The sequence below is a fragment of the Oryzobacter terrae genome, from assembly GCF_042756445.1.
Lineage (GTDB): Bacteria > Actinomycetota > Actinomycetes > Actinomycetales > Dermatophilaceae > Oryzobacter > Oryzobacter terrae.
Window position 1 is genome coordinate 3,801,849 of sequence record NZ_CP170578.1, and the last position, 22,091, is coordinate 3,823,939.

The 22,091-nt window shown below is 72.8% G+C and carries 17 protein-coding genes; 7 read left to right on the forward strand and 10 right to left on the reverse strand.

Annotated elements, in window-relative coordinates:
* Positions 1 to 17: 17 nt before the first annotated feature.
* Positions 18 to 1,775, forward strand: a complete 1,758-nt coding sequence (gene ctaD, locus ACFWN3_RS18115; RefSeq protein WP_377645650.1) for a cytochrome c oxidase subunit I — start codon at positions 18 to 20, stop codon at positions 1,773 to 1,775.
* 3 nt (positions 1,776 to 1,778) lie between these two features.
* Positions 1,779 to 2,189, forward strand: a complete 411-nt coding sequence (locus tag ACFWN3_RS18120; protein WP_377642031.1) for a cytochrome c oxidase subunit 4 — start codon at positions 1,779 to 1,781, stop codon at positions 2,187 to 2,189.
* 50 nt (positions 2,190 to 2,239) lie between these two features.
* On the opposite strand, the gene ACFWN3_RS18125 is transcribed toward ACFWN3_RS18120, so the two are convergent.
* Entirely contained in the window at positions 2,240 to 3,337 is a 1,098-nt protein-coding gene (locus ACFWN3_RS18125) for a sensor histidine kinase (protein WP_377642033.1), read from the reverse strand.
* Complete coding sequence (locus tag ACFWN3_RS18130) at positions 3,330 to 4,052, reverse strand: response regulator transcription factor (protein WP_377642035.1); 723 nt, start codon at positions 4,050 to 4,052, stop codon at positions 3,330 to 3,332. The genes ACFWN3_RS18125 and ACFWN3_RS18130 overlap by 8 nt, the downstream gene beginning before the upstream one ends.
* Before the next feature lie 87 nt (positions 4,053 to 4,139).
* Between ACFWN3_RS18130 and ACFWN3_RS18135 the strand changes: the two genes are divergently transcribed.
* Positions 4,140 to 4,850, forward strand: coding sequence for a M15 family metallopeptidase (locus tag ACFWN3_RS18135; protein ID WP_377642037.1), 711 nt, complete (start codon positions 4,140 to 4,142; stop codon positions 4,848 to 4,850).
* A 56-nt stretch (positions 4,851 to 4,906) separates the two neighbouring features.
* Positions 4,907 to 5,365 carry a methyltransferase family protein gene (locus ACFWN3_RS18140; protein ID WP_377642039.1) on the forward strand — a complete coding sequence of 153 codons (459 nt, stop codon included), beginning with the start codon at positions 4,907 to 4,909 and terminating at the stop codon, positions 5,363 to 5,365.
* Between the two features lie 22 nt (positions 5,366 to 5,387).
* Here the strand turns inward: ACFWN3_RS18140 and ACFWN3_RS18145 are convergent, their stop codons facing one another.
* From ACFWN3_RS18145 to ACFWN3_RS18170, 6 genes are all read right to left on the reverse strand, one after another.
* A complete protein-coding gene (locus ACFWN3_RS18145) occupies positions 5,388 to 5,741 on the reverse strand; it encodes a metallopeptidase family protein (RefSeq protein ID WP_377642041.1) in 354 nt (117 codons plus the stop codon).
* An 86-nt stretch (positions 5,742 to 5,827) separates the two neighbouring features.
* Positions 5,828 to 7,258 (reverse strand): serine hydrolase domain-containing protein, encoded by a 1,431-nt coding sequence (locus tag ACFWN3_RS18150; RefSeq protein ID WP_377642043.1) that lies wholly within the window; start codon positions 7,256 to 7,258, stop codon positions 5,828 to 5,830.
* A gap of 80 nt (positions 7,259 to 7,338) precedes the next feature.
* On the reverse strand, positions 7,339 to 9,084 hold the full coding sequence (locus ACFWN3_RS18155; protein ID WP_377642044.1) for a cytochrome bc complex cytochrome b subunit: 1,746 nt from the start codon (positions 9,082 to 9,084) through the stop codon (positions 7,339 to 7,341).
* Positions 9,084 to 10,208 carry a Rieske 2Fe-2S domain-containing protein gene (locus ACFWN3_RS18160; RefSeq protein WP_377642046.1) on the reverse strand — a complete coding sequence of 375 codons (1,125 nt, stop codon included), beginning with the start codon at positions 10,206 to 10,208 and terminating at the stop codon, positions 9,084 to 9,086. Before ACFWN3_RS18160 ends, ACFWN3_RS18155 begins: the two co-directional genes overlap by 1 nt.
* Positions 10,209 to 10,251: 43 nt before the next feature.
* Complete coding sequence (locus tag ACFWN3_RS18165) at positions 10,252 to 11,064, reverse strand: c-type cytochrome (protein ID WP_377642048.1); 813 nt, start codon at positions 11,062 to 11,064, stop codon at positions 10,252 to 10,254.
* Between the two features lie 52 nt (positions 11,065 to 11,116).
* Positions 11,117 to 11,701 (reverse strand): heme-copper oxidase subunit III, encoded by a 585-nt coding sequence (locus ACFWN3_RS18170; protein WP_377645652.1) that lies wholly within the window; start codon positions 11,699 to 11,701, stop codon positions 11,117 to 11,119.
* A gap of 200 nt (positions 11,702 to 11,901) precedes the next feature.
* Here ACFWN3_RS18170 and ACFWN3_RS18175 point away from each other — a divergent pair, with 200 nt between their 5' ends.
* On the forward strand, positions 11,902 to 12,354 hold the full coding sequence (locus ACFWN3_RS18175; RefSeq protein WP_377642050.1) for a hypothetical protein: 453 nt from the start codon (positions 11,902 to 11,904) through the stop codon (positions 12,352 to 12,354).
* A 5-nt stretch (positions 12,355 to 12,359) separates the two neighbouring features.
* Positions 12,360 to 13,436: an anthranilate phosphoribosyltransferase gene (gene trpD / locus ACFWN3_RS18180; RefSeq protein WP_377642052.1), complete on the forward strand. Its 1,077-nt coding sequence runs from the start codon at positions 12,360 to 12,362 to the stop codon at positions 13,434 to 13,436.
* 40 nt (positions 13,437 to 13,476) lie between these two features.
* On the opposite strand, the gene ACFWN3_RS18185 is transcribed toward trpD, so the two are convergent.
* The gene (locus tag ACFWN3_RS18185; protein ID WP_377642054.1) at positions 13,477 to 13,758 is read right to left on the reverse strand and encodes an Lrp/AsnC family transcriptional regulator; all 282 of its coding nucleotides are present in this window, start codon (positions 13,756 to 13,758) and stop codon (positions 13,477 to 13,479) included.
* 41 nt (positions 13,759 to 13,799) lie between these two features.
* Positions 13,800 to 15,518 (reverse strand): DEDD exonuclease domain-containing protein, encoded by a 1,719-nt coding sequence (locus tag ACFWN3_RS18190; protein ID WP_377642056.1) that lies wholly within the window; start codon positions 15,516 to 15,518, stop codon positions 13,800 to 13,802.
* A 208-nt stretch (positions 15,519 to 15,726) separates the two neighbouring features.
* Here ACFWN3_RS18190 and ACFWN3_RS18195 point away from each other — a divergent pair, with 208 nt between their 5' ends.
* Positions 15,727 to 22,047: an Ig-like domain-containing protein gene (locus ACFWN3_RS18195; protein WP_377642059.1), complete on the forward strand. Its 6,321-nt coding sequence runs from the start codon at positions 15,727 to 15,729 to the stop codon at positions 22,045 to 22,047.
* Positions 22,048 to 22,091: the final 44 nt, after the last annotated feature.

Genomic DNA, 22,091 nt, shown 5'->3' on the forward strand with positions numbered 1-22,091 from the left:
CCGCCTCCGAGACCACGATGCTCCGCGAGACCCGGACCGCGTCGCAGTCGCGCCGGATCCGCAAGGGCTCCGTCGTCATCCGGTGGGTGACGACGACCGACCACAAGGTCATCGGGCACCTCTACTTCATCACCTCGTTCATCTGGTTCCTCATCGCCGGGCTCATGGCGCTCGTCATCCGCGCCGAGCTCGCCGAGCCGGGCCTGCAGCTCGTCGACAACCCCGACCAGTACAACCAGCTGTTCACGATGCACGGCACGATCATGCTGCTGCTCTTCGCGACGCCGCTGTTCGCCGGGTTCGCCAACGCGCTGATGCCGCTGCAGATCGGCGCCCCCGACGTCGCCTTCCCGCGGCTGAACATGTTCGCGTACTGGCTCTACCTCTTCGGCGGCCTCATCGCCGGCGCGGGCTTCCTCACGCCGAGCGGTGCCGCGTCGTTCGGCTGGTTCGCCTACGCGCCGCTGTCCGACAGCAGCTACACGCCCGGCCTCGGCGGCGACCTGTGGGTCTTCGGCCTCGCGCTCGGTGGCTTCGGCACCATCCTCGGCGCCGTCAACTTCATCACGACGATCCTGTGCATGCGCGCCCCCGGCATGACGATGTTCCGGATGCCGATCTTCACGTGGACGGTGCTCGTCACCTCGATCCTCGTGCTCATCGCCTTCCCGGCCCTGGCCGCCGCGCTCTTCGCGCTCGGCGCCGACCGCCGGTTCGGGGCCCACGTCTTCGACCCCGACAACGGCGGGGCGATGCTGTGGCAGCACATCTTCTGGTTCTTCGGGCACCCGGAGGTCTACATCATCGCGCTGCCGTTCTTCGGCATCATCTCCGAGGTCCTGCCGGTCTTCTCGCGCAAGCCGATCTTCGGCTACAAGACCCTCGTCTACGCCACGATCGCCATCGCGGCGCTCTCGGTCAGCGTCTGGGCGCACCACATGTACGTCACGGGCCAGGTGCTCCTGCCGTTCTTCGCGATCATGACGATGCTCATCGCCGTGCCGACAGGTGTGAAGTTCTTCAACTGGATCGGCACGATGTGGGGCGGCAAGGTCTCCTACGACACGCCGATGCTGTGGGCCAACGGCTTCCTCGTGACCTTCCTCCTCGGTGGGCTCACCGGCATCATCCTCGCGACGCCGACGCTGGACTTCCAGCTCTCCGACAGCTACTTCGTCGTGGCGCACTTCCACTACGTCGTGTTCGGCACCGTCGTGTTCGCGATGTTCTCGGGCTTCTACTTCTGGTGGCCCAAGCTCACCGGCCGGATGCTCGACGAGACGCTCGGCAAGATCCACTTCTGGATGCTGTTCATCGGCTTCCACCTGACCTTCCTCGTCCAGCACATCCTCGGGATGCAAGGCATGCCGCGGCGCTACGCCGACTACATGCCCGAGGACGGCTTCACCCTCGGCAACCAGATCTCCACGACCGGGGCCTTCCTCCTCGGCCTGTCGACGCTGCCGTTCCTCTACAACGTGTGGAAGACCTGGCGCACCGCTCCGCTCGTCGAGGTTGACGACCCGTGGGGCTACGGGGGCTCGCTCGAGTGGGCGACGTCCTGCCCGCCGCCGCGGCACAACTTCCACGAGATCCCGCGGATCCGCTCCGAGCGCCCCGCGTTCGACCTCAGGCACCCCGAGGCCGCCCCGGGCGGGCGTCACGACCAGGCCAAGGCGAAGGAGAACTCCCTCGTCTCGGCGCTGGGCCCGGCCGACCTCGGCAGCAACTCGTTCGTCGACGCCGACGACCAGTCCGAGACCAAGGAGCACTGACCCATGCGCGCGATGGAACGGCTCGGGCTGCTCATCGGGGTGTTCGCCTTCGTCGTGGCGGCGATCTACGGCCCGTGGACGGCCAACACCATCGGCATCGAGTGGGTCGGCGTCATCGGCCTGATCCTTGCCGGGCTGCTCGGCTTCATGATCGCCTGGTACCTCTGGATCACCCGCAAGAACCTCGAGGTCGACCCCTCCGACGACCCGCTCGGCGACATCGACGAGATCCAGGGCGACTACGGGTTCTTCAGCCCGCACAGCTGGTGGCCGCTGTTCCTCGGTGCGTCGGCGGCGGTCTGCTTCCTCGGCCTCGCGGTCGGCTGGTGGATGTTCATCATCGGCGCCTTCATCGGCGTCCCGGCCCTCGTCGGCTGGACCTTCGAGTACTTCAAGGGCGAGCACGCGCTCTGAGTGCGCTCACTCCTCCGGTCGTGGGGCGACCCGTCCTGCGCCGGCCCGGCTCATCGGCCGCCGCCCCGGGAGCCGGCGAGCGGTAGCGCGACGACGACGCGCAGCCCTCCGCCGGGGCGTGCCGCGAGCGTGAGCGTGCCGTCGTGCGCCCGCGTGATGCTGTCGACGATCGCCAGGCCCAGCCCGACGCCGGGGTGGTCGGTGCGGGTGCGCCCGCTGCCGCGCTGGAACGGCTCGACGAGGGTCGCGACGGCGCCCCTGCCGAGCTGCTCCCCGGTGTTCTCGACGGTGAGCACCGCGGTGTCGCCCTGGACCGACGTCGTCACCCGGACCGCCCCGTCCTCGGGCAGGTTGTGGACGACGGCGTTGTGGACGAGGTTCGTCGTCAGCTGCCGGAGCAGCGCGGCCGACCCCTCGGTGGGCGCGACCTCGCCCGCGGCCTCGATGGCGACGCCGCGCCGCTCGGCCTCGGGAAGCAGGGTCTCGGCGGCGTCCTCGGCGAGCAGGGACAGGTCGACGACCGTGCGGGTGAAGGTGCGGCGGTCGGCGTGGCCGAGCAGGAGCAGGGCCTCGGTGAGCCCGACGGCCCGGCCGTTGACGTCGCGGAGGCGGTCGAGGAGCTCGGCGTGGTCGTGCGCGGGGTCGCGGCGTGCCACGTCGAGCAGGGTCTGCGTGATGGCGAGCGGGGTCCGCAGCTCGTGCGAGGCGTTGGCCGCGAAGCGTTGCTGCTCGGCGACCTGGGCCTCGAGCCGCGCGAGCATGGTGTCGAAGGAGTCGGCGAGCTCGCGGAACTCGTCATCCCGGCCCTCGAGCCGGATCCGGTGCGAGAGAGAGCCCTTGGCCGCCACGCGGGTGGCGTCGGTGATCCGGGCCAGGGGTGCGAGCATCCGGCCGGCGAGCAGCCACCCACCGATGACGCCGATGACGAGCAGCGCCGCGAGGGCCTGGGCGGCCCGCGGGGCGAAGGCGTCGAGGAGGTCGGAGCGGGTCGGGCTGAAGGGTCCGGGGCCGAAGCTCGACCGGTCCGGGACGTAGCGCAGGAGGAAGACCCACACCGTCGCGAGCAGCAGGGTGCCCGCCACCATGAGGAAGCCGACGTAGCTGAGGGTGAGCCGGAGGCGGACGCTCAGCCCGGGCGCCCTAGCCACGCGGTCCGTCTCCGCCCGGGTGGGTGCCGTCGCCCACGCCTGCGTGGCCCCGGGGGCCCTCGTCGACGCGGTAGCCGACGCCGGGCACCGTGGCGATGACCCACGGCTCGCCGAGCCGCTTGCGCAGCGCCGAGACGGTGATCCGGACCGCGTTGGTGAAGGGGTCGGCGTTCTCGTCCCACGCCCGCTCGAGGAGCTCCTCGGCGCTGACGACGCCGCCCTCGGCCGCGACGAGGACCTCGAGCACGGCGAACTGCTTGCGGGTCAGCGCGACGTAGCGCCCGTCGCGGAACACCTCGCGGCGGAACGGGTCGAGACGCAGCCCGGCGATCTCACGAACCGGCGGACGGTGGTGGGCGCGGCGGCGGTCGAGGGCGCGCAGGCGCAGGACGAGCTCCTGAAGCTCGAAGGGCTTGGTGAGGTAGTCGTCGGCCCCGATCTCGAACCCGGAGGCCTTGTCGTCGAGGCGGTCCGCCGCGGTCAGCATGAGGATCGGCATCCCGGTGCCCGAGGCGACGACACTCCTCGCGACGTCGTCGCCGGAGGGGCCGGGGATGTCGCGGTCGAGGACGGCGATGTCGTAGCTGTTGACGCCCAGCAGCTCCAGCGCGGAGTCACCGTCGGCCGCGACGTCGGCCGCGATCGCCTCGAGCCGCAGGCCGTCGCGGATGGCCTCGGCGAGCAGGGGCTCGTCCTCGACGACCAACACGCGCATGACCCGATGCTAGGCAGTGGGGCGTATCGCGGGCGTATGGAGAAGGGGATACGGGCCGGCAACACGCCGCCGCGTCCACTGGAGGGCATGTCGAACCGCCAGCCATCACGGGCCACGGAGCCCGCTCGGGCGCCGTCGCGCGCCACCGTCGCCGTCCTCCTCGTGTCCGTGCTCGCCGCCGCAGCCGCCTGCGGTGTGCTCCCCTCGGCAGGATCGGTGGCGTCGCCGGTCACGGCGACCCCGAGGGCCACGGCACCCCCGGCCTCGGCCACCCCGGTGGACCGCCGTCCGGACGCCCCCGAGGCCCCTCCCGGGGGCGCGCGGGAGGGCGGCCGCGGGGACCAGGGGGCGGCCGGGGGGAGGCTGCCCGACGGCGTCGGTGCCGATGACGACGCGTACCCGGGAGTGGCCCGGCTCGACCCCGCCCTGCTCGACGCGCTCCGCCGGGCATCGGCGGCGGCCGAGGCCCACGGGGTCGAGGTGAGCGTCACGAGCGGCTGGCGGTCGGCGGCGTACCAGCGGCGGCTCCTGGAGGAGGCGGTGTCGACGTACGGCTCGCGGTCGGAGGCCGCGCGCTGGGTCGCCACACCCGAGACCTCCCCGCACGTCTCGGGGGACGCCGTCGACCTCGGGCCCTCGGACGCGACCTCGTGGCTGGCTCGTCACGGTGCGGCGTACGGGCTGTGCCGGGTCTTCGCCAACGAGCCGTGGCACTTCGAGCTGCGTCCGCTAGCGGTGACGCACGGGTGCCCGGCACCGTACGCCGACCCGACCCGGGACCCACGGATGCAGCGCTGAGGCCGCCGCCGATCCGGCGAGTGGTGCACGGCGGAGGGGCACGCCACGATGGAGGCGTGGACGCGCCCGCCTTCCGGATCTGGCCCCCGGTGGCCCTGGGCGTCCCGCTCGTCGTGGGGCTGGTGCTCAGCGCGACGGTGGGCGACCCGGTCCGGCTCGGGGGCACGGGCCTGCGGTGGGTCGGGTGGGGGCTGCTCGCCGCGTTCGTGCTGTGGAACGGATGGACCCTGTGGGTCATGGGGTCGCACCGCACGGCGGTCCTGCCCGGCGGGTCGACGCGGCTCGTGCTTCGGAGCGGGCCGTTCCGGTTCAGCCGCAACCCGCTCTACCTCGGCCTCGTCGCGCTCGACGTCGGGCTGGCGCTGCTCGCGCTGTCCTTCTGGGCGCTCGTCCTCGTCCCCGTCGGTGTCGCCGCCCTGTGGTGGGGCGCGATCCGGCCCGAGGAGCACTACCTCGCCGAGACGTTCGGTGCCGAGTACGAGGCCTACCGCTCGCGGGTCCGCCGCTGGCTGTGACCGGACCCGCGGTGAACGGCGCTCAGCCCCAGCCGAGGTCGTGGAGGGTGTGCTCCTCGATGCCGAAGTGGTGGGCGATCTCGTGGACCACGGTGACGGCGATCTCCTCGCGGAGGTCGTCGGCGTCCTCGCACATCCGGGTCAGCGGTCCGCGGAAGAGCAGGATGCGGTCGGGCAGGGAGCCGGCCTCCCACCACGGGCCGCGCTCGGTGAGCGGGGTGCCCTCGTAGACCCCGAGGAGGTCGGGGTCGTCGGCGGGCGGCTCGTCCTCGACGAAGAAGGCGACGTTGTCGAGCATCGCCATGAGCTCGCCGGGGACCTCGTCGAGCGCCTCCTCGACGATGGCGTCGAACTCCTCGGGGGTCAGCGGCTCCACCGCCCCAGCCTGCCACGCCGGCACCGCACGCCCGGGGCCACCTGCCGTCAACGGCGCGACGGCGCGACGGCGCGACGGTGCCGGCGTCAGGTCCGCGGGGCGTGGAGGGTGGCCAGGGCCGACCACACGAGGGGCTCGCCGTTCCACGACGCCGCCACGACGCCGTCGGCGCAGCGGAGGCCGAGGACGTGCGGGGTCTCGACCGCGGCGACCCGGGCCTCGAAGACGCCCGGCGCGGTCCAGCCACCCGATGCCGCCCACGGGGTCCCGCCGGCCTCCGACCAGGTCCCGTCGCCGCACGCGACGGTGACGGTGCCGCCGTCCTCGACGTCGAGGACCCAGTCGCCGGCGGGGTCGCGACGCACGCGCACGAGGACGAGGGCCGGGTGGGCCTGCGTCGGCTCGTGGACGAACTCCCAGGGCCCGTCACCCACGGGCTCCGCCGACGAGGCCGGTGCCGGGAGGCGCGCCCGGCCCAGGCGGTCCAGGAGCGCCGTGGAGGCCTCGTCGTCGTGGGGGAGCGGCTCGGGCGCCAGGGCGGGCAGGAGGACCTCCCAGATCCCGTCGAGGAGGGCCTGGGTGTCGGTGCTGCACGAGGTCACCGCGACGACGAGGTCCGACCCGGGCACGACGACCGCGAACTGACCCCAGGCGCCGTCGGCGCGGAAGGCGTCGTGCCGGCAGCGCCACAGCTGGTAGCCGTAGCCCTGGTGCCAGTCCGAGGTCTCCGGGTGCTGCGAGGTGTCGGTCTGCAGGGCCGTCGCGCGGGACACCCAGCCCTCCGGCAGCAGCCGCTCGCCCTCCCACACGCCGTCGAGGCGCAGGAGCTCGCCGAGGCGCGCCACGGCCTCGAGGTCGACGTGCAGGCCCGAGTACCCGATGTCGAGCCCGCCGCGTGCGCTCCACGCGGCGTCGCCGATGCCGAGCGGGTCGAGCAGACGCGGTCGCAGGTAGTCGAGGAGCCGCTGCCCGCTGCGGCGCTGGACGGCCAGGGCCGCCATGAGGGTGGCACCGTTGTGGTAGACGAACCACGACCCCGGCTCCTCCTCGGGCTCGATCGCGAGGAAGTGCCGCGGGAAGGTGGCGGGGTCGCTCTCGCGCCAGTCGAGGGTGTCCTCACGGTGACCGGTCGACATCGCGAGGACGTCGTGCAGGGTGAGCCGGGCAGCCCGTGGGCCGGCGACGTCGGCGGCCTCCGGGAAGAGGTCGACGAGGCGCTCGTCGAGCCGAAGCAGGCCCTCGGCCTCGGCGAACCCGACGGCGCACGAGGTGAAGGTCTTGCTCACCGAGTACACGAGGGCGATGCCGTCGGCCCGGTAGGGCCTCCACGAGGCCTGCGCGACCACGCGTCCGTGGCGCAGGACCATCAGGCCGTGCGCCTCGACGCCGACCGACTCCCAGCGGTCGAGGAGCGCCGAGAGCACGGCGGGCGGCACGCCCTCGTCCTCGGGGCGGCTGCGACGCAGCGGGGGAGCGGTCGGGTGGGCGGTGCGGGCGGTGCCGGAGTCGGTGCTCACGACCACCACGCTACGACGCGACGAGGGCCGCGCACCCGGCTGGGTGCGCAGCCCTCGTCGTGGACGGGCGTGGTGCCGGGTCAGTGCTGACCGGCGCGCTCCTCCTGGGCCTCGATGCCGCGGGCGCCACCGGACGCGGAGGCCTCGATCGCCTCGTCGGCGTGGCCGTCGTGGTGGGCGGCGGCGAGCTCGGCCGGGGTGACCGGGTTGACCGCGTCGGCGAAGTAGAACCGCGACAGGGCGGCCCGGACCTTCTCGGCGCGACCGGCACGGCGCGAGACGCCGTTGCCGTCGACGTCGGCCGCCAGCTCGTACGGCGCGACGGCGTCGTGCTGGACGAGGATCCAGTGCTCGGGAGTGAGCTCGGTGTCGTGGCGCTCGAAGAACTTGCCGTCGGGCGTGCGGATGATCGTCCCGGTCTCGCGGCCGTGCAGGACGGTGTCGCGGTCGGCGCGCTGGAGGCTGAGGCAGACCCGCTTGGTCACCCAGAACACCAGCGGCGGCAGGACGAACAGGGCGATCTGGAAGAAGCGGGTGATGTCGTTGATGGACATCCCGAGCTTGATCGCCATGATGTCGTTGCCCGCGGCGAACATGAAGACCGAGTAGGCCGTGATGCCCGCCATGCCGATGCCCGTGCGCACCGGGTTGTTGCGCGGCCGGTCGAGCAGGTGGTGCTCGCGGTCGTCCTTGGTGACCCACCGCTCGAGGAACGGGTAGATGCCGAGGACGGTGTAGACGAGCGGCAGCAGCACGAGCGCGCCCAGCGCGATGTTCAGCGAGAGCGTGAAGCCGAAGAAGCTGAACTCGAGCCACCCGGGCAGCAGGCGCAGTGCGCCGTCGGCGAAGCCCATGTACCAGTCGGGCTGCGAGCCCGCGGTGACCGGCGACGGGTCGTACGGCCCGTAGCCCCAGATCGGGTTGATCTGCACGAGCGAGGAGATGAGCGCGATGACGCCGAAGACGATGAAGAAGAAGCCGCCGGCCTTGGCCGCGTACACCGGCATCACGGGGAAGCCGACGACGTTCTCGTTGGTGCGGCCCGGGCCGGGGAACTGGGTGTGCTTCTGGACGAAGACGAGCCCGATGTGCGCCGTGAACAGGCCGACGAGGATCGCGGGGAGCAGCAGGATGTGCGCACTGTAGAGCCGCGGGATGATCATCTCGCCGGGGAACGGCCCGCCGAAGATGCCGTAGACGAGGTAGGAGCCGATGACCGGGGCGGTCTGGGTGAAGCCCGCCATCGCGCGGATGCCGGTGCCCGAGAGCAGGTCGTCGGGGAGGGAGTAGCCGGCGAAGCCCTCGATGATCGCCAGGAGCGCGAGGACGGTGCCGATGACCCAGTTGATCTCACGGGGCTTGCGGAACGCACCGGTGAAGAAGACGCGGAACATGTGGACGGTCAGCGCCACGATGAAGAGCAGGGCCGCCCAGTGGTGGATCTGGCGGATGATGAGCCCGCCCTTGATGTCGAAGCTGATGTCGAGCGTGGAGGCGTAGGCCTGCGACATCTCGACGCCGCGCAGCGGCACGTAGGAGCCGTCGTAGACGGTGTGGCCGGCGCTCGGGATGAACCAGAAGGTGAGGAACGCTCCGGTGAGCAGGCAGATGATCATCGAGTACATCGCGATCTCGCCGAGCATGAACGACCAGTGGTCCGGGAAGACCTTCTTCATGAGGTAGCCGACGGGCTTGGCCACACCGGTGCGGTCGTCGACCCAGCCGGCGACGCCGCCGATCTTCTTCGCCGCGCCGGACGGGGGAGCCTCGGGCGTGGTGTCGCCGTCGCGGAGGGCGTCGGCAGGACGGGTGGTTGCGGTGGACATCAGCCACGCTCCCAGAAGCTCGGGCCGACCGCCTCGCGGAACGGCTGTGTGGAGACGAGGTAGCCCTCGTCGTCGACGGTGATCTTCAATTGTGGCAGGGGGCGCTTCGCCGGTCCAAAGATCACCTTGCAGTCCTGCGTCACGTCGAAGGTTGACTGGTGGCACGGGCACAGCAGGTGGTGGGTCTGCTGCTCGTACAGGCCCACGGGACAGCCGACGTGGGTGCAGATCTTCGAGTACGCGACGATCCCCTGGTAGCCCCAGTCCTTCTGCTTCTGCGACTCGATCTTCTCCTCCTCGAGACGCATGAGGAGGACCGCGGCCTTGGCCTTCTCCTCGAGGACGCCGTGCTCGAGCTCGAGCAGGCCCTCGGGCAGGACGTGGACGACCGAGCCGATGGTGATGTCCTCGGCCCTGATGGGCTCGTTCTCGGGGTCCTTCATCAGGCGCAGCGGCGTGAAGGTCGGCTCCTCACCGGGCCCGCTCGGGCCGCCGTTCCAGAAGGTGAGCGACAGGCTCTTCTGGGGGAGCTTGCCCATGCTGCCGCCGACCTGGAGGAGCATCGGGACGGCGAACAGGCCGAGGGCGCCGCCGAGGGTGTACTTGATGAGCGGGCGACGGGTGATCTGCGAGGACTCGCCACCACCCTTGAGCTCGGAGACGACCCGCTCGCGCGACTCGTCGCTGGCGCGCATCGGGTGGCGCTCCTCGACGAACTCCTCGTCGGGCATCAGCGTCTTGGCCCAGTGGACCGCGCCGAGGCCGATGCCGAGGAGCCCGAAGGACATCGTCAGGCCCAGGGCCACGTGCGAGGCGCCCATGACGCCGATGCCGGGGACGAACAGCGTGGCGTCGATGTCGATGAGGAAGTAGAAGACGACGAAGAGCAGGGTCGAGACGATCGACAGCGCGAAGAGCGCGGCGACCTGCTTCTCGGCCCGCGCGGCGCCCTCGTCGCTGAGGTCGGACATGCGCGGGACGTGCGTCGGCAGACCGGGGTTGGCGAAGCGCTCGGGGATTCCGCCGTCGCCCACGACGTGGCCCTCGTCGAGGCGCACCGCGGTGCCGGGGCCGTGCCCGGGGGCCACCTCGGTGCCGGGGGTGGTGGGGTCCTGCTCGTTCATCGGGGTACCGATCTTCTCGTCGATGGCGGTGGACGGACGGGGGCTAGGCCGACTTGGACCCGAGCCAGACGGCGCAGGCGATGAGGAGGCCGAGGCCGAAGACCCAGGCGAACAGGCCCTCGGACACCGGGCCGAGGGAGCCGAGGGTCAGGCCCCCGGGGTTCTCCTGCTCGTCGAGGGTGTGGAGGAAGGCGATGATGTCCTGCTTGTCCTCGGGCTTGACGTTGGCGTCGTTGAACACCGGCATGTTCTGCGGGCCGGTGACCATCGCCTCGTACACGTGCTTGCCGGTGACGTCGTTGAGGGCGGGGGCGTACTTGCCGCGGGTCAGCGCACCGCCGGCGCCGGCGAAGTTGTGGCACATGGCGCAGTTGACGCGGAACAGCTCGCCGCCGCGGGCGGGGTCGCCCTTGGTCGGGTCGACGGCCTCCTCGCTCGGCACCTCGGGCCCGGGGGCGAGGGAGGCGATGTAGGCGCCGATGGAGGCGATCTCCTCGTCGGTGTACTTGATCTCGTCCTGGCGGGGGGCCTGGACGCCGGGGGCGGCCATCGGCATCCGGCCGGTGCCCATCTGGAAGTCGACGGCGGCGGCACCGACGCCGGCCAGCGACGGACCGGCGATCTTGTCACCGTTGCCGGTGGCGCGACCCTCGGCGTTCAGGCCGTGGCACGAGGCGCAGTTCGCCCGGAACAGGGCCTTGCCCTCCTCGACCGACTGGGCCGGGAGGGCCTGGGTCGTGGCGTCGGCGGGCTTCGGGGCCACCGCGGCGTACGCGGCCCCCGTGAGGAACAGGCCGAGCATGAGGAGGATGGCGATCGCCGCCGGGTGTCGTCGGCGGGCGGCCAGTGCGTTCACGGTGCGTTCCTGTCGTCGGCGTCGGGTCGGGAGGTGTCGGGGGAACGAGAGGTCACTTCAGGACGTAGATCATGATGAACAGGGCGATCCACACGACGTCGACGAAGTGCCAGTAGTACGACGTGACGACCGCTCCCGTGGCCTGGGTGTGCGAGTAGCGCCGCGTCGTGAAGGTGCGCCCGATGATGAGGAGGAAGGCGATGAGGCCGCCGGTGACGTGCAGGCCGTGGAAGCCGGTGGCGAGGTAGAAGACCGAGCCGTAGGGGTCGGAGCTGAGCGTGACGTTCTCGGCGACGAGGTGGGCGTACTCGTAGACCTGGCCGGCGATGAAGATCGCGCCGAAGAAGTAGGTGAGGACGTACCACTCGCGCATGCCCCACGCGCTGACCCTGGCGAGGGGGGAGCCGGCCGGACGGGCGACGACACCCTTCTCCGCCTGGAGGACGCCGAGCTGGCACCAGACCGAGGAGATGACGAGGATCGTGGTGTTGGCGAGGGCGAACGGGACGTTGAGCATCTCCGTGCGCTCGACCCACAGCTCGGGCTCGTGACCGCGGATCGTGAAGTAGAACGCGAACAGCGCCGCGAAGAACATCAGCTCGCTGGAGAGCCACACCATCGTGCCCACCGCGACCATGTTCGGCCGCGTCGCGGGGCCCTGACCGGGGATCGAGGGGACGGGCCCCACGGGCCGGGTCTGGGGAGCTGTTTGGGTCGCCACGACATGCATTATTGCCGTATCGGGGGAGACGCGCTGTAGTGACCCCCCGAAAGCCTGTACATCGGTTCCCCAAAGCCCCGCAGGGAGGCGATGGGGGCCACCGGTACGATGCCGCCATGACCTCTCCGCACGCCACCGGGACCCCCGATCAGGCCACGACCGCCGACGGCGTCCACCGCGTGTCGGTCCTGCTCTACAGCGACGACATCACGGTGCGCGACGCCGTCCGCGCGGCTGCGGGCCGGCGCCCGGCGCGCGACGTCGAGGTCACCTCGTGGCTCGAGTGCGCGACCGCCGACGCGGTCGTCGAGGCCCTCGACGCGGGCGGTCACGACGTCGTCGTCCTCGACGGCGAGGCGGTCCCGATGGGTGGGCTGGGGCTGTGCCGCCAGCTGAAGAACGAGATCTTCGAGTGCCCGCCGATCCTGGTCCTCACCGGCCGCCCGCAGGACGCGTGGCTCGCGGGCTGGTCCCTCGCCGACGACGTCGTCCCGCACCCCCTCGACCCCATCGCCCTGTCGGAGGCCATCGCCGGTCTCGCGCGGGCACGGGTCGCGGCCGCCGGCTGACGCGCGTGTCGACCCCCGTGCCGGCCACCCCCACCTGGCCGGACCTCCTCGCCGCGCTCCTGCGCGGTGTGGACCTCACCGCCGACGACGCCCGCTGGGCGATGACCGAGGTGATGCGGGGAGAGGCGACGCCCGTCCAGCTCGCCGGCTTCCTCGTCGCGCTGCGCGCCAAGGGGGAGACCTCCGAGGAGGTCCGCGGCCTCGCCGACGTCATGCTCGAGCACGCCCTGCGGATCGAGGTGCCCGGCCGGAGCATCGACATCGTCGGCACCGGGGGCGACCGGCTGCACTCGGTGAACATCTCGACGATGGCCTCGGTCGTCGTCGCGGCCACGGGGCTGCGGGTCGTCAAGCACGGCAACCGCGCCGCGTCCTCGAGCTCGGGCTCCGCCGACGTCCTGGAGGCGCTCGGTGTCTCCCTCACCCTCACCCCGGAGCAGGTGACCCGCACGGCCGACGAGGCCGGCATCACGTTCTGCTTCGCCGGCGCCTTCCACCCCTCGATGCGGCACGCGGCGGTCACCCGACGCGACCTCGGCGTCGGGACGGCGTTCAACCTCCTCGGGCCGCTCACCAACCCGGCCCAGCCGACCTACGCGGCGGTCGGGGTGGCCGACCCGCGGACCGCGCCGATCATCGCCGGGGTGTTCGCGGGTCGAGGTCGTCCCGCCGCGGTGTTCCGGGGCGACGACGGCCTCGACGAGCTGACCCTCGCCACGACCTCCACGGTGTGGTGGGTGCGCGACGGCGTCGTGACCGAGGTCGCCCTCGACCCCACGGAGCTCGGCCTCGAGCACAGCCCGGTCGAGGCGCTGCGCGGCGGTGACCCGGCGTTCAACGCGCAGGTCGCCCTCGACACGTTCGGCGGGGCCGCGGGTCCGGTCCGTGACGCCGTCGTCCTCAACGCGGGGATGGCCCTGGCCGTCGCCGACTGGCCCGACGGCACCGCGGTCTCCCGCGAGGCGCTGACGGCGGCCGTGCGGCGCGGGATCGACCGCGCCGCCGCAGCGGTCGACTCCGGCGCGGCCACCGCGCTGCTCGGGCGCTGGGTCGAGGTCACCCGAGGGCTGTCCGCCGGCTGAGGCCTCGCGGTCACACCGGCGGGCGCCGACCCGGCAGCGGTCAGTCCTCGAGGCCGAGGCTGAAGGCGGCCTCGAGGTCGTGCGAGGAGTAGGTGCGGAAGGCGATGTGGGTGTTGGTCCCCGTGACGCCGACGACCTTGTTGAGCCGGTCGGCGATGACGTCGGCGAGGGCCTCGTGCTCGCGGACGCGGACCAGGGCGACGAGGTCGGCGTCACCGGCGACGGAGTAGACCTCGGTGACCCCCTCGAGGTCGGCGATCTCCTGGGCGACCTCGGGGATGCGGTCGACGTCGGCGGTGATGAGGACGATGGCGGTGATCACCCGGTCAGCGTAGCCGGGGGGCGTGCGGCGCCCGGGAGGGCTCAGCGCACCCCGGCGAAGCCCGCGACCTCGCGTCGGGCGGTCTCGAGGGGCTCGAGCTCGGCGCGCACGGCGGCCGCCCCGCCGACCGGGCAGGTCCACGGGCCGTCGACCTCGACGACGCGCACGCCCGGGGACTCGAGCCAGCGCAGGATCTTCTCGCTCTCCTCGGGCGTCGCGGCGGGCATCGGCGGGGCGGACGCGGCGACGACCTCGGCGCTGGCCTGCAGGGCCGCGATATACGGCATGGGGTCGGCACCGCGGGGCGTGGTGGTGGACCCGGCGAGGCGGCCGTGCCGCACGCAGACGACCTCCCACCCGCCGAGGAGCGAGCGACGGGCGGCGACGAGCTCGCCGATGCGGGCGAGGGGGTCGAGGCGCTGCGAGCGGGACGTGCCGCGGACGAGGGCGACGAGCCGCTCGCGCACGACCTGGGCGTCCTCGAACCGCTGCGCCTCCGACAGCTCGGCCATGCGGGTGCGCAGCGCGTCGAGGAGGTCGCGGGTGTCGCCGGCGAGGAGCTCGACGGCGCGGTCGACGACCTCGGAGTACTCGGCGAGCGACTGGGCCCCGGTGCACGGGGCGCCGCAGCGGCCCATCTCGGCGAGGACGCACGCCGAGCGGAACCGGGTGGTGGACAGCCGTTCCAGGCACTGCCGCAACGGGAGCACCTCGTGGACCGCGGCGACGGCGGCGTCGGCGGCGGTGCGCGAGCTGAACGGGCCGGCGTAGCGGGCCCCGTCGTCGGCGACGGTGCGCACGACCGACAGGCGGGGGAACGGCTCGACGGTGAGCTTGACCCACAGCGCCTTCTCGGGGTGGCGCGAGCGCCGGTTGTAGCGCGGCTGGTGCGCGGCGATGAGGCGCAGCTCGCGGACCTCGGCCTCGAGGGTCGTGGCGCACACGATGGGGCTGACCGACTCGGCGATGCGGACCATCTCTCCCATCCGGCGCCGGTGCTCGGAGGCGGTGAAGTAGGAGCGGACCCGGGTGCGGATCGACACCGACGTGCCGACGTAGAGGACGCGTCCCTGCCCGTCCTTGAAGAGGTAGACCCCGGGGGCGTCGGGCAGGCCGTCGGCGAGTTGGCGCTTGCGGCGCCGGGCCGGGGTGACGCGCGAGGTGTAGTCGAGGAGCTCCTCGAGGGAGTGCACCCCGAGCGAGCCGACCCGCTCGAGGAGGCCGTGGAGGACGTCGACGGTGGCCCGGGCGTCGTGCAGGGCCCGGTGGTCGGGGGTCGTCGTGGAGCGGAACAGCCGCGCGAGGGACCCGAGCCGGTGGTTGGGGACCTCGTCGCGCCGGACGAGCTGGCGGGCCAGGTGCACGGTGTCGAGGACGGGGAAGGCGGGCCACTCGTGGTCGGTGCGCCTGGCGGCCGCCTTGAGGAAGGAGATGTCGAACCCGGCGTTGTGCGCGACGAGGACGGTGCCGCGGGCGAACTCGAGGAAGGCGGGGAACGCGGCCTCGATGCGCGGGGACCCGGCGACCATCGCGTCGGTGATCCCCGTGAGGACGGAGATGAACGACGGGATGGCGCCGCCCGGGTTGACGAGGGTCTGGAACTCGCCGACGACCTCGCCCCCGCGGACCTTGACCGCACCGATCTCGGTGATGCCGCACTCGGCCGGGCTGCCGCCGGTGGTCTCGAGGTCGACGACGACGAAGGTGACGGTGGACAGGGCCGTCCCCAGGTCGTCGAACGTGCCCTGGACCATCGTCATGTCGCCGACGGTAGGTGGCCGCACCGACAGCCCCCGAGAGGCGCGCTGGCCGCCGGGCAGGGCTGGGCGGTCGGGCGGGTCCACGGCGCAGGGAGGGGAGTGCTCCCCGGACCGACCGGGCCCGGGAGGGGCGTGCGCCCGGTTAGGGTGAGCGGGCGCGTCGGAGGGGCCGGTCGCGTCGGGGTGGACTCACGGGGGTTTCGAGGTCGTGGCAGCTGGAAGGGTCGGACGAGGACGCGCACGGGTCGCGAGCCTCGTCGCCGTCGCGCTCGTCGCGTCGGGCCTGGGCTACATCGCCGTCGCGAGCGAGGGCAGCACCGTCCACGAGACGCACCTCAACGACGCCGGCGTGTGGGTCAGCTCGGCGGCGCAGGCGAAGTTCGCCAAGGCCAACGTGCCCATCGGCCAGCTCGACACGGGCGTCGCGAGCGGCGCGGGCGTCGGCGACGGCCTCGACGTCCTCCAGGACGGCGCCGCGGTCCTCGGCCTCACCCCCGGCACCGGCGAGCTCGTCCCCATCGACGTCTCGACCTCGACCGCGGGCAACCCCCTCACCTCGGTGCCCCCGACGAAGGTCCTCCCCGGCCGGTTCACCCCCGCGCCGGTGGACCTGCGGGGCGGCACCCTCGCCGTCCTCGACCCCGCCACGGGCAAGGTCTGGGCGCAGCGGGTCGACACCCGCGCCGGCATCACCAGCGCCCCCGACATCGCCACCGGCGCCAAGCCGCTCGCGACGGTCGGGAAGAACGCGGCGCTGGCCGTCGGCACCGACGGCGTCGTCCACGTCGTCTCCGGCGCCGACGGGAAGGTGACCTCGATCCGCCCGGCCGCCACCGGCTTCGGCCGACCCGTCGCAGTGGCGACGCGGCTGCGCAGCGCCGCCCCCGACATCACCGCCGTGGGCGCCCGCTGGGTCGCCTACGACGCCGCCACCGACCGCGTCTACGACGCCGACCGCCCCGAGGGCACCGACGCGCAGGTGACCCTCCCCGGGGGCTCGCGCCTCGCCGCCCTCCAGCAGCCCGGGCCCGATGCCGACACCGTGGTCGTCCAGGGGCCCGACACCGCGGTCCTCGTCCCCCTCGACGGCGGCACCTCCCCGGGCGGCGTCAAGGTCAGCGACCCCGTCGACCGCGTGCCGGGCGCGGTGCTCGTCAGCCGGCCCGTCGTCCTCTCGGGCTGCGTCCACGCGGCGTGGGCCGAGGAGGGGCGGATCTTCTACGGCGCCAACTGCGGCCGCGCGGGCGACGAGCCGACGGCGACGCTGCCCGTCAGTGGTGACGCCCCGACCCGCGACGGCGTGGCCCTGCGGGTCAACCGGGGCCTCGTCGTCCTCAACGACCTCGACAACGGCGGTGTCTGGGACCTCGACGACAAGCCGATGAAGATCGACAACTGGGACGCGCTGACCCCGCCGACCAAGCAGGACGACGACAACGACAAGAAGGACGAGAACCTCCTCAACGAGGCGAGTGCCAACCAGCCGCCGAAGCCGCAGCCCGACCCCGAGGCCGTCCGCCCCGGGCGCACGAGCAAGCTGCACGTCCTCGACAACGACACCGACGTCGCGGGCTCGGTGCTCTCCATCGACCAGCGCGACGTCTCCCGCCCCAACCTGCAGGGCGTCGCGGCCACCGTCTCGAGCGACGGCCAGTCCATCGACGTCTCGGTGCCGCCGGGGACCGAGGGCCGCGCCTTCGACTTCACGTACAAGGTCAACAACGGCAAGGTCGTGTCGAAGGAGTCCGCGAAGGTCTCGGTGCGGATCGTCCCCGAGGAGGTCAACGGCCCTCCGCGCCTGCGGGCCGGGGGAGCGGCGCTGGCGAAGGCGCCCTACCCGGTCATCGCCGGCAAGCGGCTGTCCGTGCCCGTCCTCGCCGACTGGCGCGACCCCGAGAACGACGTCCTCGCCGCGCGCGCCGACCTCGAGGGCGGGGTCGTCGACGGCCAGGGGCGGGTGACCCTCCTGGCCCCGACGAAGGAGGGGCGCCAGCCGATCCCGTACCTCGTCAGCGACGGGCGGGGCGGCACGACGAAGGGCACGGTGACCGCGCAGGTCGTCGGCGTCGGCAGCGACAGCAGGCTCCTCCCGCCGCGGACCCAGCCCGACGCCGTGCGCGGCGTCGTCGGCAAGCCGCTGCAGGTCGAGCCCCTCGGCAACGACATCGCCGGAGCCGACCCGAGCGAGCCCGACGCCACGCTGCGCCTGCGCTCGGCGGTGCGCCCCGTCGGCCCGCTCCAGGTCGACACCGACCTGTCGACGGGCACCGTCACCGTCACCGGCACGGCCCCGGGCACCTACGAGCTCTCCTACTCCGCCGTCACGGGCGGCGGGGTCGCCCCCGGCCGCGTGCGCGTCGACGTCGTCGCCCCTCCCGAGGGCGCCCCGCCGGTGTCGGTTCCCGACACCGCGTCGCTCCACGACCAGACCCCGGTGATGATCGACGTCCTCGCCAACGACTACAGCCCGAGCGGCGACGTCCTCGTCACGGCCGCCGTCAGCGCGACCGGCGAGGACTCGTGGCTCCAGCCCTCGATCTACCAGGGCCGCTGGGTGCGCGTCGAGGCCCGCGAGCCGGCACCGCTCGACGCCGGCTCGGGCCGCCGCGGCGTCATCCGGTACACCGTGAGCGACGGGACCCAGCGCACCACCGGCGAGGTGTCGGTCCTCCAGCAGTCGGCGATCGAGGACCCCGTCCCGCTCGTCCAGGACGACACGACCTCGGTCCGCGAGGGCGACACCGTCTCGATCCCGGTCCTCGACAACGACACGATGGCCGACGGCATCCCGCTCGTCCTCGACCCGGCCAGCGTCAGGGTCGTGAGCAAGGGCGACGCCCAGCGCGCCTTCGCCTCCGGCAACGTCGTCCGCTACGTCCCCGAGGCCCGCGGCCTCACGGCCGAGAAGTTCGTGACGATCGAGTACGCGGCCTACGGCGACGGGATGAAGGAGCGCGCCCAGACGGCCCGCGTCCGGGTTGCCGTGACGCCCCTGCCGACCACCCAGCGCCCCAACGGCGCACCGGTCGCCCGCAGCTTCACCGCCACGGTCACGGCCGGCGACCCCATCACGATGACGGTGCCCACCTTCGGCGTCGACCCCGACGGCGACAGCGTCACGGTCGCCGGGGTCGTCGGGGCCGACGGCGGTCCGGTCGACCTCACCCACGGGCGCGTCGTCGCCATCGGGCCGTCGACGATCCGCTACGAGTCCTTCCCCCTGGCGGCCGGGACCGAGGTCATCACCTACGAGGTCCGCGACCGGTTCGGCGCGACGAGCCGGGCCTACGTGCGCGTCGGCGTCGTGCAGCCCGGTGACGCACAGCCTCCGGTCGCCGTCCCCGACGAGGTGTTCGCGGCGCCGGGTAAGACCGTCACCGTCAAGCCCCTCCAGAACGACCTCATCGCCCGCGGCGACGTCGTCGAGGTCGAGACCGAGTCCCGCAACGACCCGGCGATGTTGCGGCAGTGGCGGATCGACGACGACAACACGATGACGACGAAGGTCCCGTCGGCCGGTGGCACTGGTCTGCACCAGCTCGTGTACTCCATCTCCGACGGCCTGTTCGACCCGTCGCGCGCCACCGTGCTCGTCCGCCCGGTCGCCGGGTACGTCAACCCCCCGGTCGCGAACGACGACGTCGCCCAGCCGAAGCCGGGGGAGACCACCGCCCTCGTCGACGTCCTCGCCAACGACACCGACGTCGACTCCGACCCCGCCACGCTCAAGGTCCTCGAGGTCCTCAGCCCCGACGCGGTCGTCGAGGCGGGACGGGTCCGCGTCAAGGTCCTCGACCACGCCTACTCCGTGCCGTACGTCATCGAGGACGAGGACGGCGCCCGGGCCATGGCCCTCGTCCACGTGCCGACGGGCGCCAACGGCCAGCCCTTCGTCGTCGCGGGGACGCTCATCGAGATCGGCAAGGACTCCTCACGGACCGTCGCGCTCAACGACCACGTGCGCTCGCCCCGTGGGCGCGTCGTGTCGGTGACGACCGAGCAGACGGTGAGCGCGTCGCCCTCCGAGAACCTGTCGGTGACCCTCGACGACAACCGCACGCTCACCCTCCGGTCCTCGGGTGGGTACGTCGGGCCGGCCGCGGTGATGCTCGAGGTCACCGACCAGGACGCCGTCGACCAGACCGACTACGGCACCGCCTACGTCTCGATCCCCGTGCAGGTCGGGCCGAAGGTGCCGCTCCTGCGCTGCCCCGAGGGCGCCGTCACGGTCATCGCCGGCGGCCTCGACCGCGTCGTCGACATCCCGACCTTCTGCCACGCCTGGTACCCCGTCGGCACGACCCTCGACGACGTCGAGTTCACGACGCGGTGGGAGACCGAGGCCGACGCGAGGCTCACCGCCGACGGTCGCGGCAACCGCCGCCTCACCCTCCACGCCGACGACTCGGCCCGGACCACGCTCGGCCGGCTCTCGGTGTCCTCCGAGGGGATGCCCGTCCCGTCGGGCATCGCGGTCCAGGTCATCGGCAAGGACGCCGCCGGGCTCAAGCTCATGGGCCAGGCCGGCCAGGGCGCCGGGGCCAGCCCGGTGCCGCCGCCGCGCCTGCGACCGATCAGCGTGACGGGCCTGAAGGAGGGGGAGTCGCGGACCGTCGACGTCGCGTCCTACCTCGACTCGCCGCTGGCCGACCCCGCCTGCACCATCACGGCGGCCCGCGTCGAGAAGGGGACCGGACTCACCACATCCACCTCGGGGTGCCGGCTGACCCTCACCGTCGGGACGAAGCCGAGCCCCACCGCCTCGGTGGCGCTCACCGTGTCCGACGGCCCCGGGCGGTCCGCCGCCGGTCGTGCCTCGGTGACGATGCTCGGGCGCCCCGGCCAGCCCCGGCAGGTCGCGGCCGTCGCCGACCGCGACGCCGGCGGACAGGCGCGTGTCTCGTGGCTGCCGCCCACGTACGACGGCGGCCTCGTCGTCAGCAGCTACACGGTCCGGTTCACGGGCGGGTCGTCGGGTCAGAAGCAGTGCACCGCCTCGCCGTGCACCGTCACCGGGCTCACCAATGGGCGCGACTACCGCTTCACCGTCACGGCCGTCAACGGCATCGGCGAGGGCGACCCGTCGGCCCCCAGCGCCGCGGTCCGTCCCGACACCCTGCCCCGTCAGGTCACCGGCGTGCGGATGGCCTCCCGCGGCGACCGGACCCTGACCATCGCGTGGGACATCCCCGAGAACGAGGGCAGCGCGCTGCGCAAGTACGTCGTCCGCCTCATCTCGTCGACGGGGTCGACCGTGATGCAGGAGGTCGCCGCCCCGACCCGCCAGACGACCGTCGGCGGTCTCGACAACATGGCCGAGCAGTCGGTGCAGGTCCAGGCCTGGAACGAGCTCGGCGCCGGGCCGTTCGGCCCGGCCGTGACGATGCAGTCGGCCGGCACCCCACCCGCGCTCCCGCCCCCGGCCATCGCCGCGAGCGGCCCCGGCCCGGCCGCCGACTCCGCCACCCTGACGCTGTCGTGGGAGCAGGGCTCGCCGAACGGCCCTCCGACGACGCGGTACTCGGTGTACCAGTCGGTCGACGGTGGCGGCTGGACCAAGGTCCGCGACACCGCCCCCGACGTCCGCTCCACGAACGTCGTCATCCCCTACGACGGGCGCACGTACCGCTACACGGTCACGCTGACGAACGGCGCCGACATCGAGGGACCGCAGGCGAACGCCTCGAGCTTCACCTCCGTCGGCCAGCCGTCGACGCCGACGGTGCGGGCCACGACGCCCACCGACAACCGGCGCATCCAGCTGACGGTCAACGTCGGCCAGCCGCGGGCCGGCGGGTTCAGCGCCATCCGGTGGCAGGGCGGCGGGCTCTCGGGGACCCACCAGTGCGGCTGCGCACCGGGCTCGCAGGTCGTCTTCAACGTCGGCCCCTTCGACACGGCCCCCACCAACGACCGCACCATCACCGTGTGGACGGTCAACACCGGAGGCAGCGCGTCGAACCGGGTGTCCGACACCGCGACCCCGTACGGCCCCACCCTCCAACCCACCGGCCTGTCGAGCAGCCGCAGCGGGAACCAGATCACCTGGCAGTGGAACCTGCCGACGAACGGCCGCCCGATCCAGCGGGTCCAGGTCAGGGGTGCCGTCGACCAGATCTTCGAGTCGGCCCGCCAGCAGGTCAGCTTCACCGGCCAGGACGGCCGGACCTACCAGCTCGAGGTGCGGGCCTTCGCCGGCGGCACGTGGTCGTCGTGGGCCGGCCCCGACAGCCAGGCCATCCCGAACCCGCCCGCGAGCATCAGCAACGTCTCCAAGGGCGGTCTCGACACCGCGAGCTGCGGCAACTGCCGGATCGTCGACTTCCGCGCGAACAACGTGCCGGCCGGCAGCTACACCCTCCTGTGCTACTACAACGGCCGCTCCACCCCCTGGCACACGACCACGGTGTCGATCAACGGCAGTGGCAATCCCAGTGGGGGCTACTGCTCCATCGACCCGAACCTCGCCAACCGGATCAAGCTCGACCTCAACCCGACGAGCGCGACGTCCGGCTGGGTGAACTGGTAGCCGTTGCGGCGCAGGGGTGTCCCCCTGCGCCGCAACCGGGTCGG

What these genes read in the sequence shown, in the direction of transcription:
- ctaD (WP_377645650.1), top strand. Translation starts at nt 18, where the DNA reads ATGCTCCGCGAGACCCGGACCGCGTCGCAGTCGCGCCGGATCCGCAAG.
- ACFWN3_RS18120 (WP_377642031.1), top strand. Translation starts at nt 1,779, where the DNA reads ATGCGCGCGATGGAACGGCTCGGGCTGCTCATCGGGGTGTTCGCCTTC.
- ACFWN3_RS18130 (WP_377642035.1), bottom strand. Translation starts at nt 4,052, where the DNA reads ATGCGCGTGTTGGTCGTCGAGGACGAGCCCCTGCTCGCCGAGGCCATC.
- ACFWN3_RS18135 (WP_377642037.1), top strand. Translation starts at nt 4,140, where the DNA reads ATGTCGAACCGCCAGCCATCACGGGCCACGGAGCCCGCTCGGGCGCCG.
- ACFWN3_RS18155 (WP_377642044.1), bottom strand. Translation starts at nt 9,084, where the DNA reads ATGTCCACCGCAACCACCCGTCCTGCCGACGCCCTCCGCGACGGCGAC.
- ACFWN3_RS18160 (WP_377642046.1), bottom strand. Translation starts at nt 10,208, where the DNA reads ATGAACGAGCAGGACCCCACCACCCCCGGCACCGAGGTGGCCCCCGGG.
- ACFWN3_RS18170 (WP_377645652.1), bottom strand. Translation starts at nt 11,701, where the DNA reads ATGGTCGCGGTGGGCACGATGGTGTGGCTCTCCAGCGAGCTGATGTTC.
- ACFWN3_RS18175 (WP_377642050.1), top strand. Translation starts at nt 11,902, where the DNA reads ATGACCTCTCCGCACGCCACCGGGACCCCCGATCAGGCCACGACCGCC.
- ACFWN3_RS18190 (WP_377642056.1), bottom strand. Translation starts at nt 15,518, where the DNA reads ATGACGATGGTCCAGGGCACGTTCGACGACCTGGGGACGGCCCTGTCC.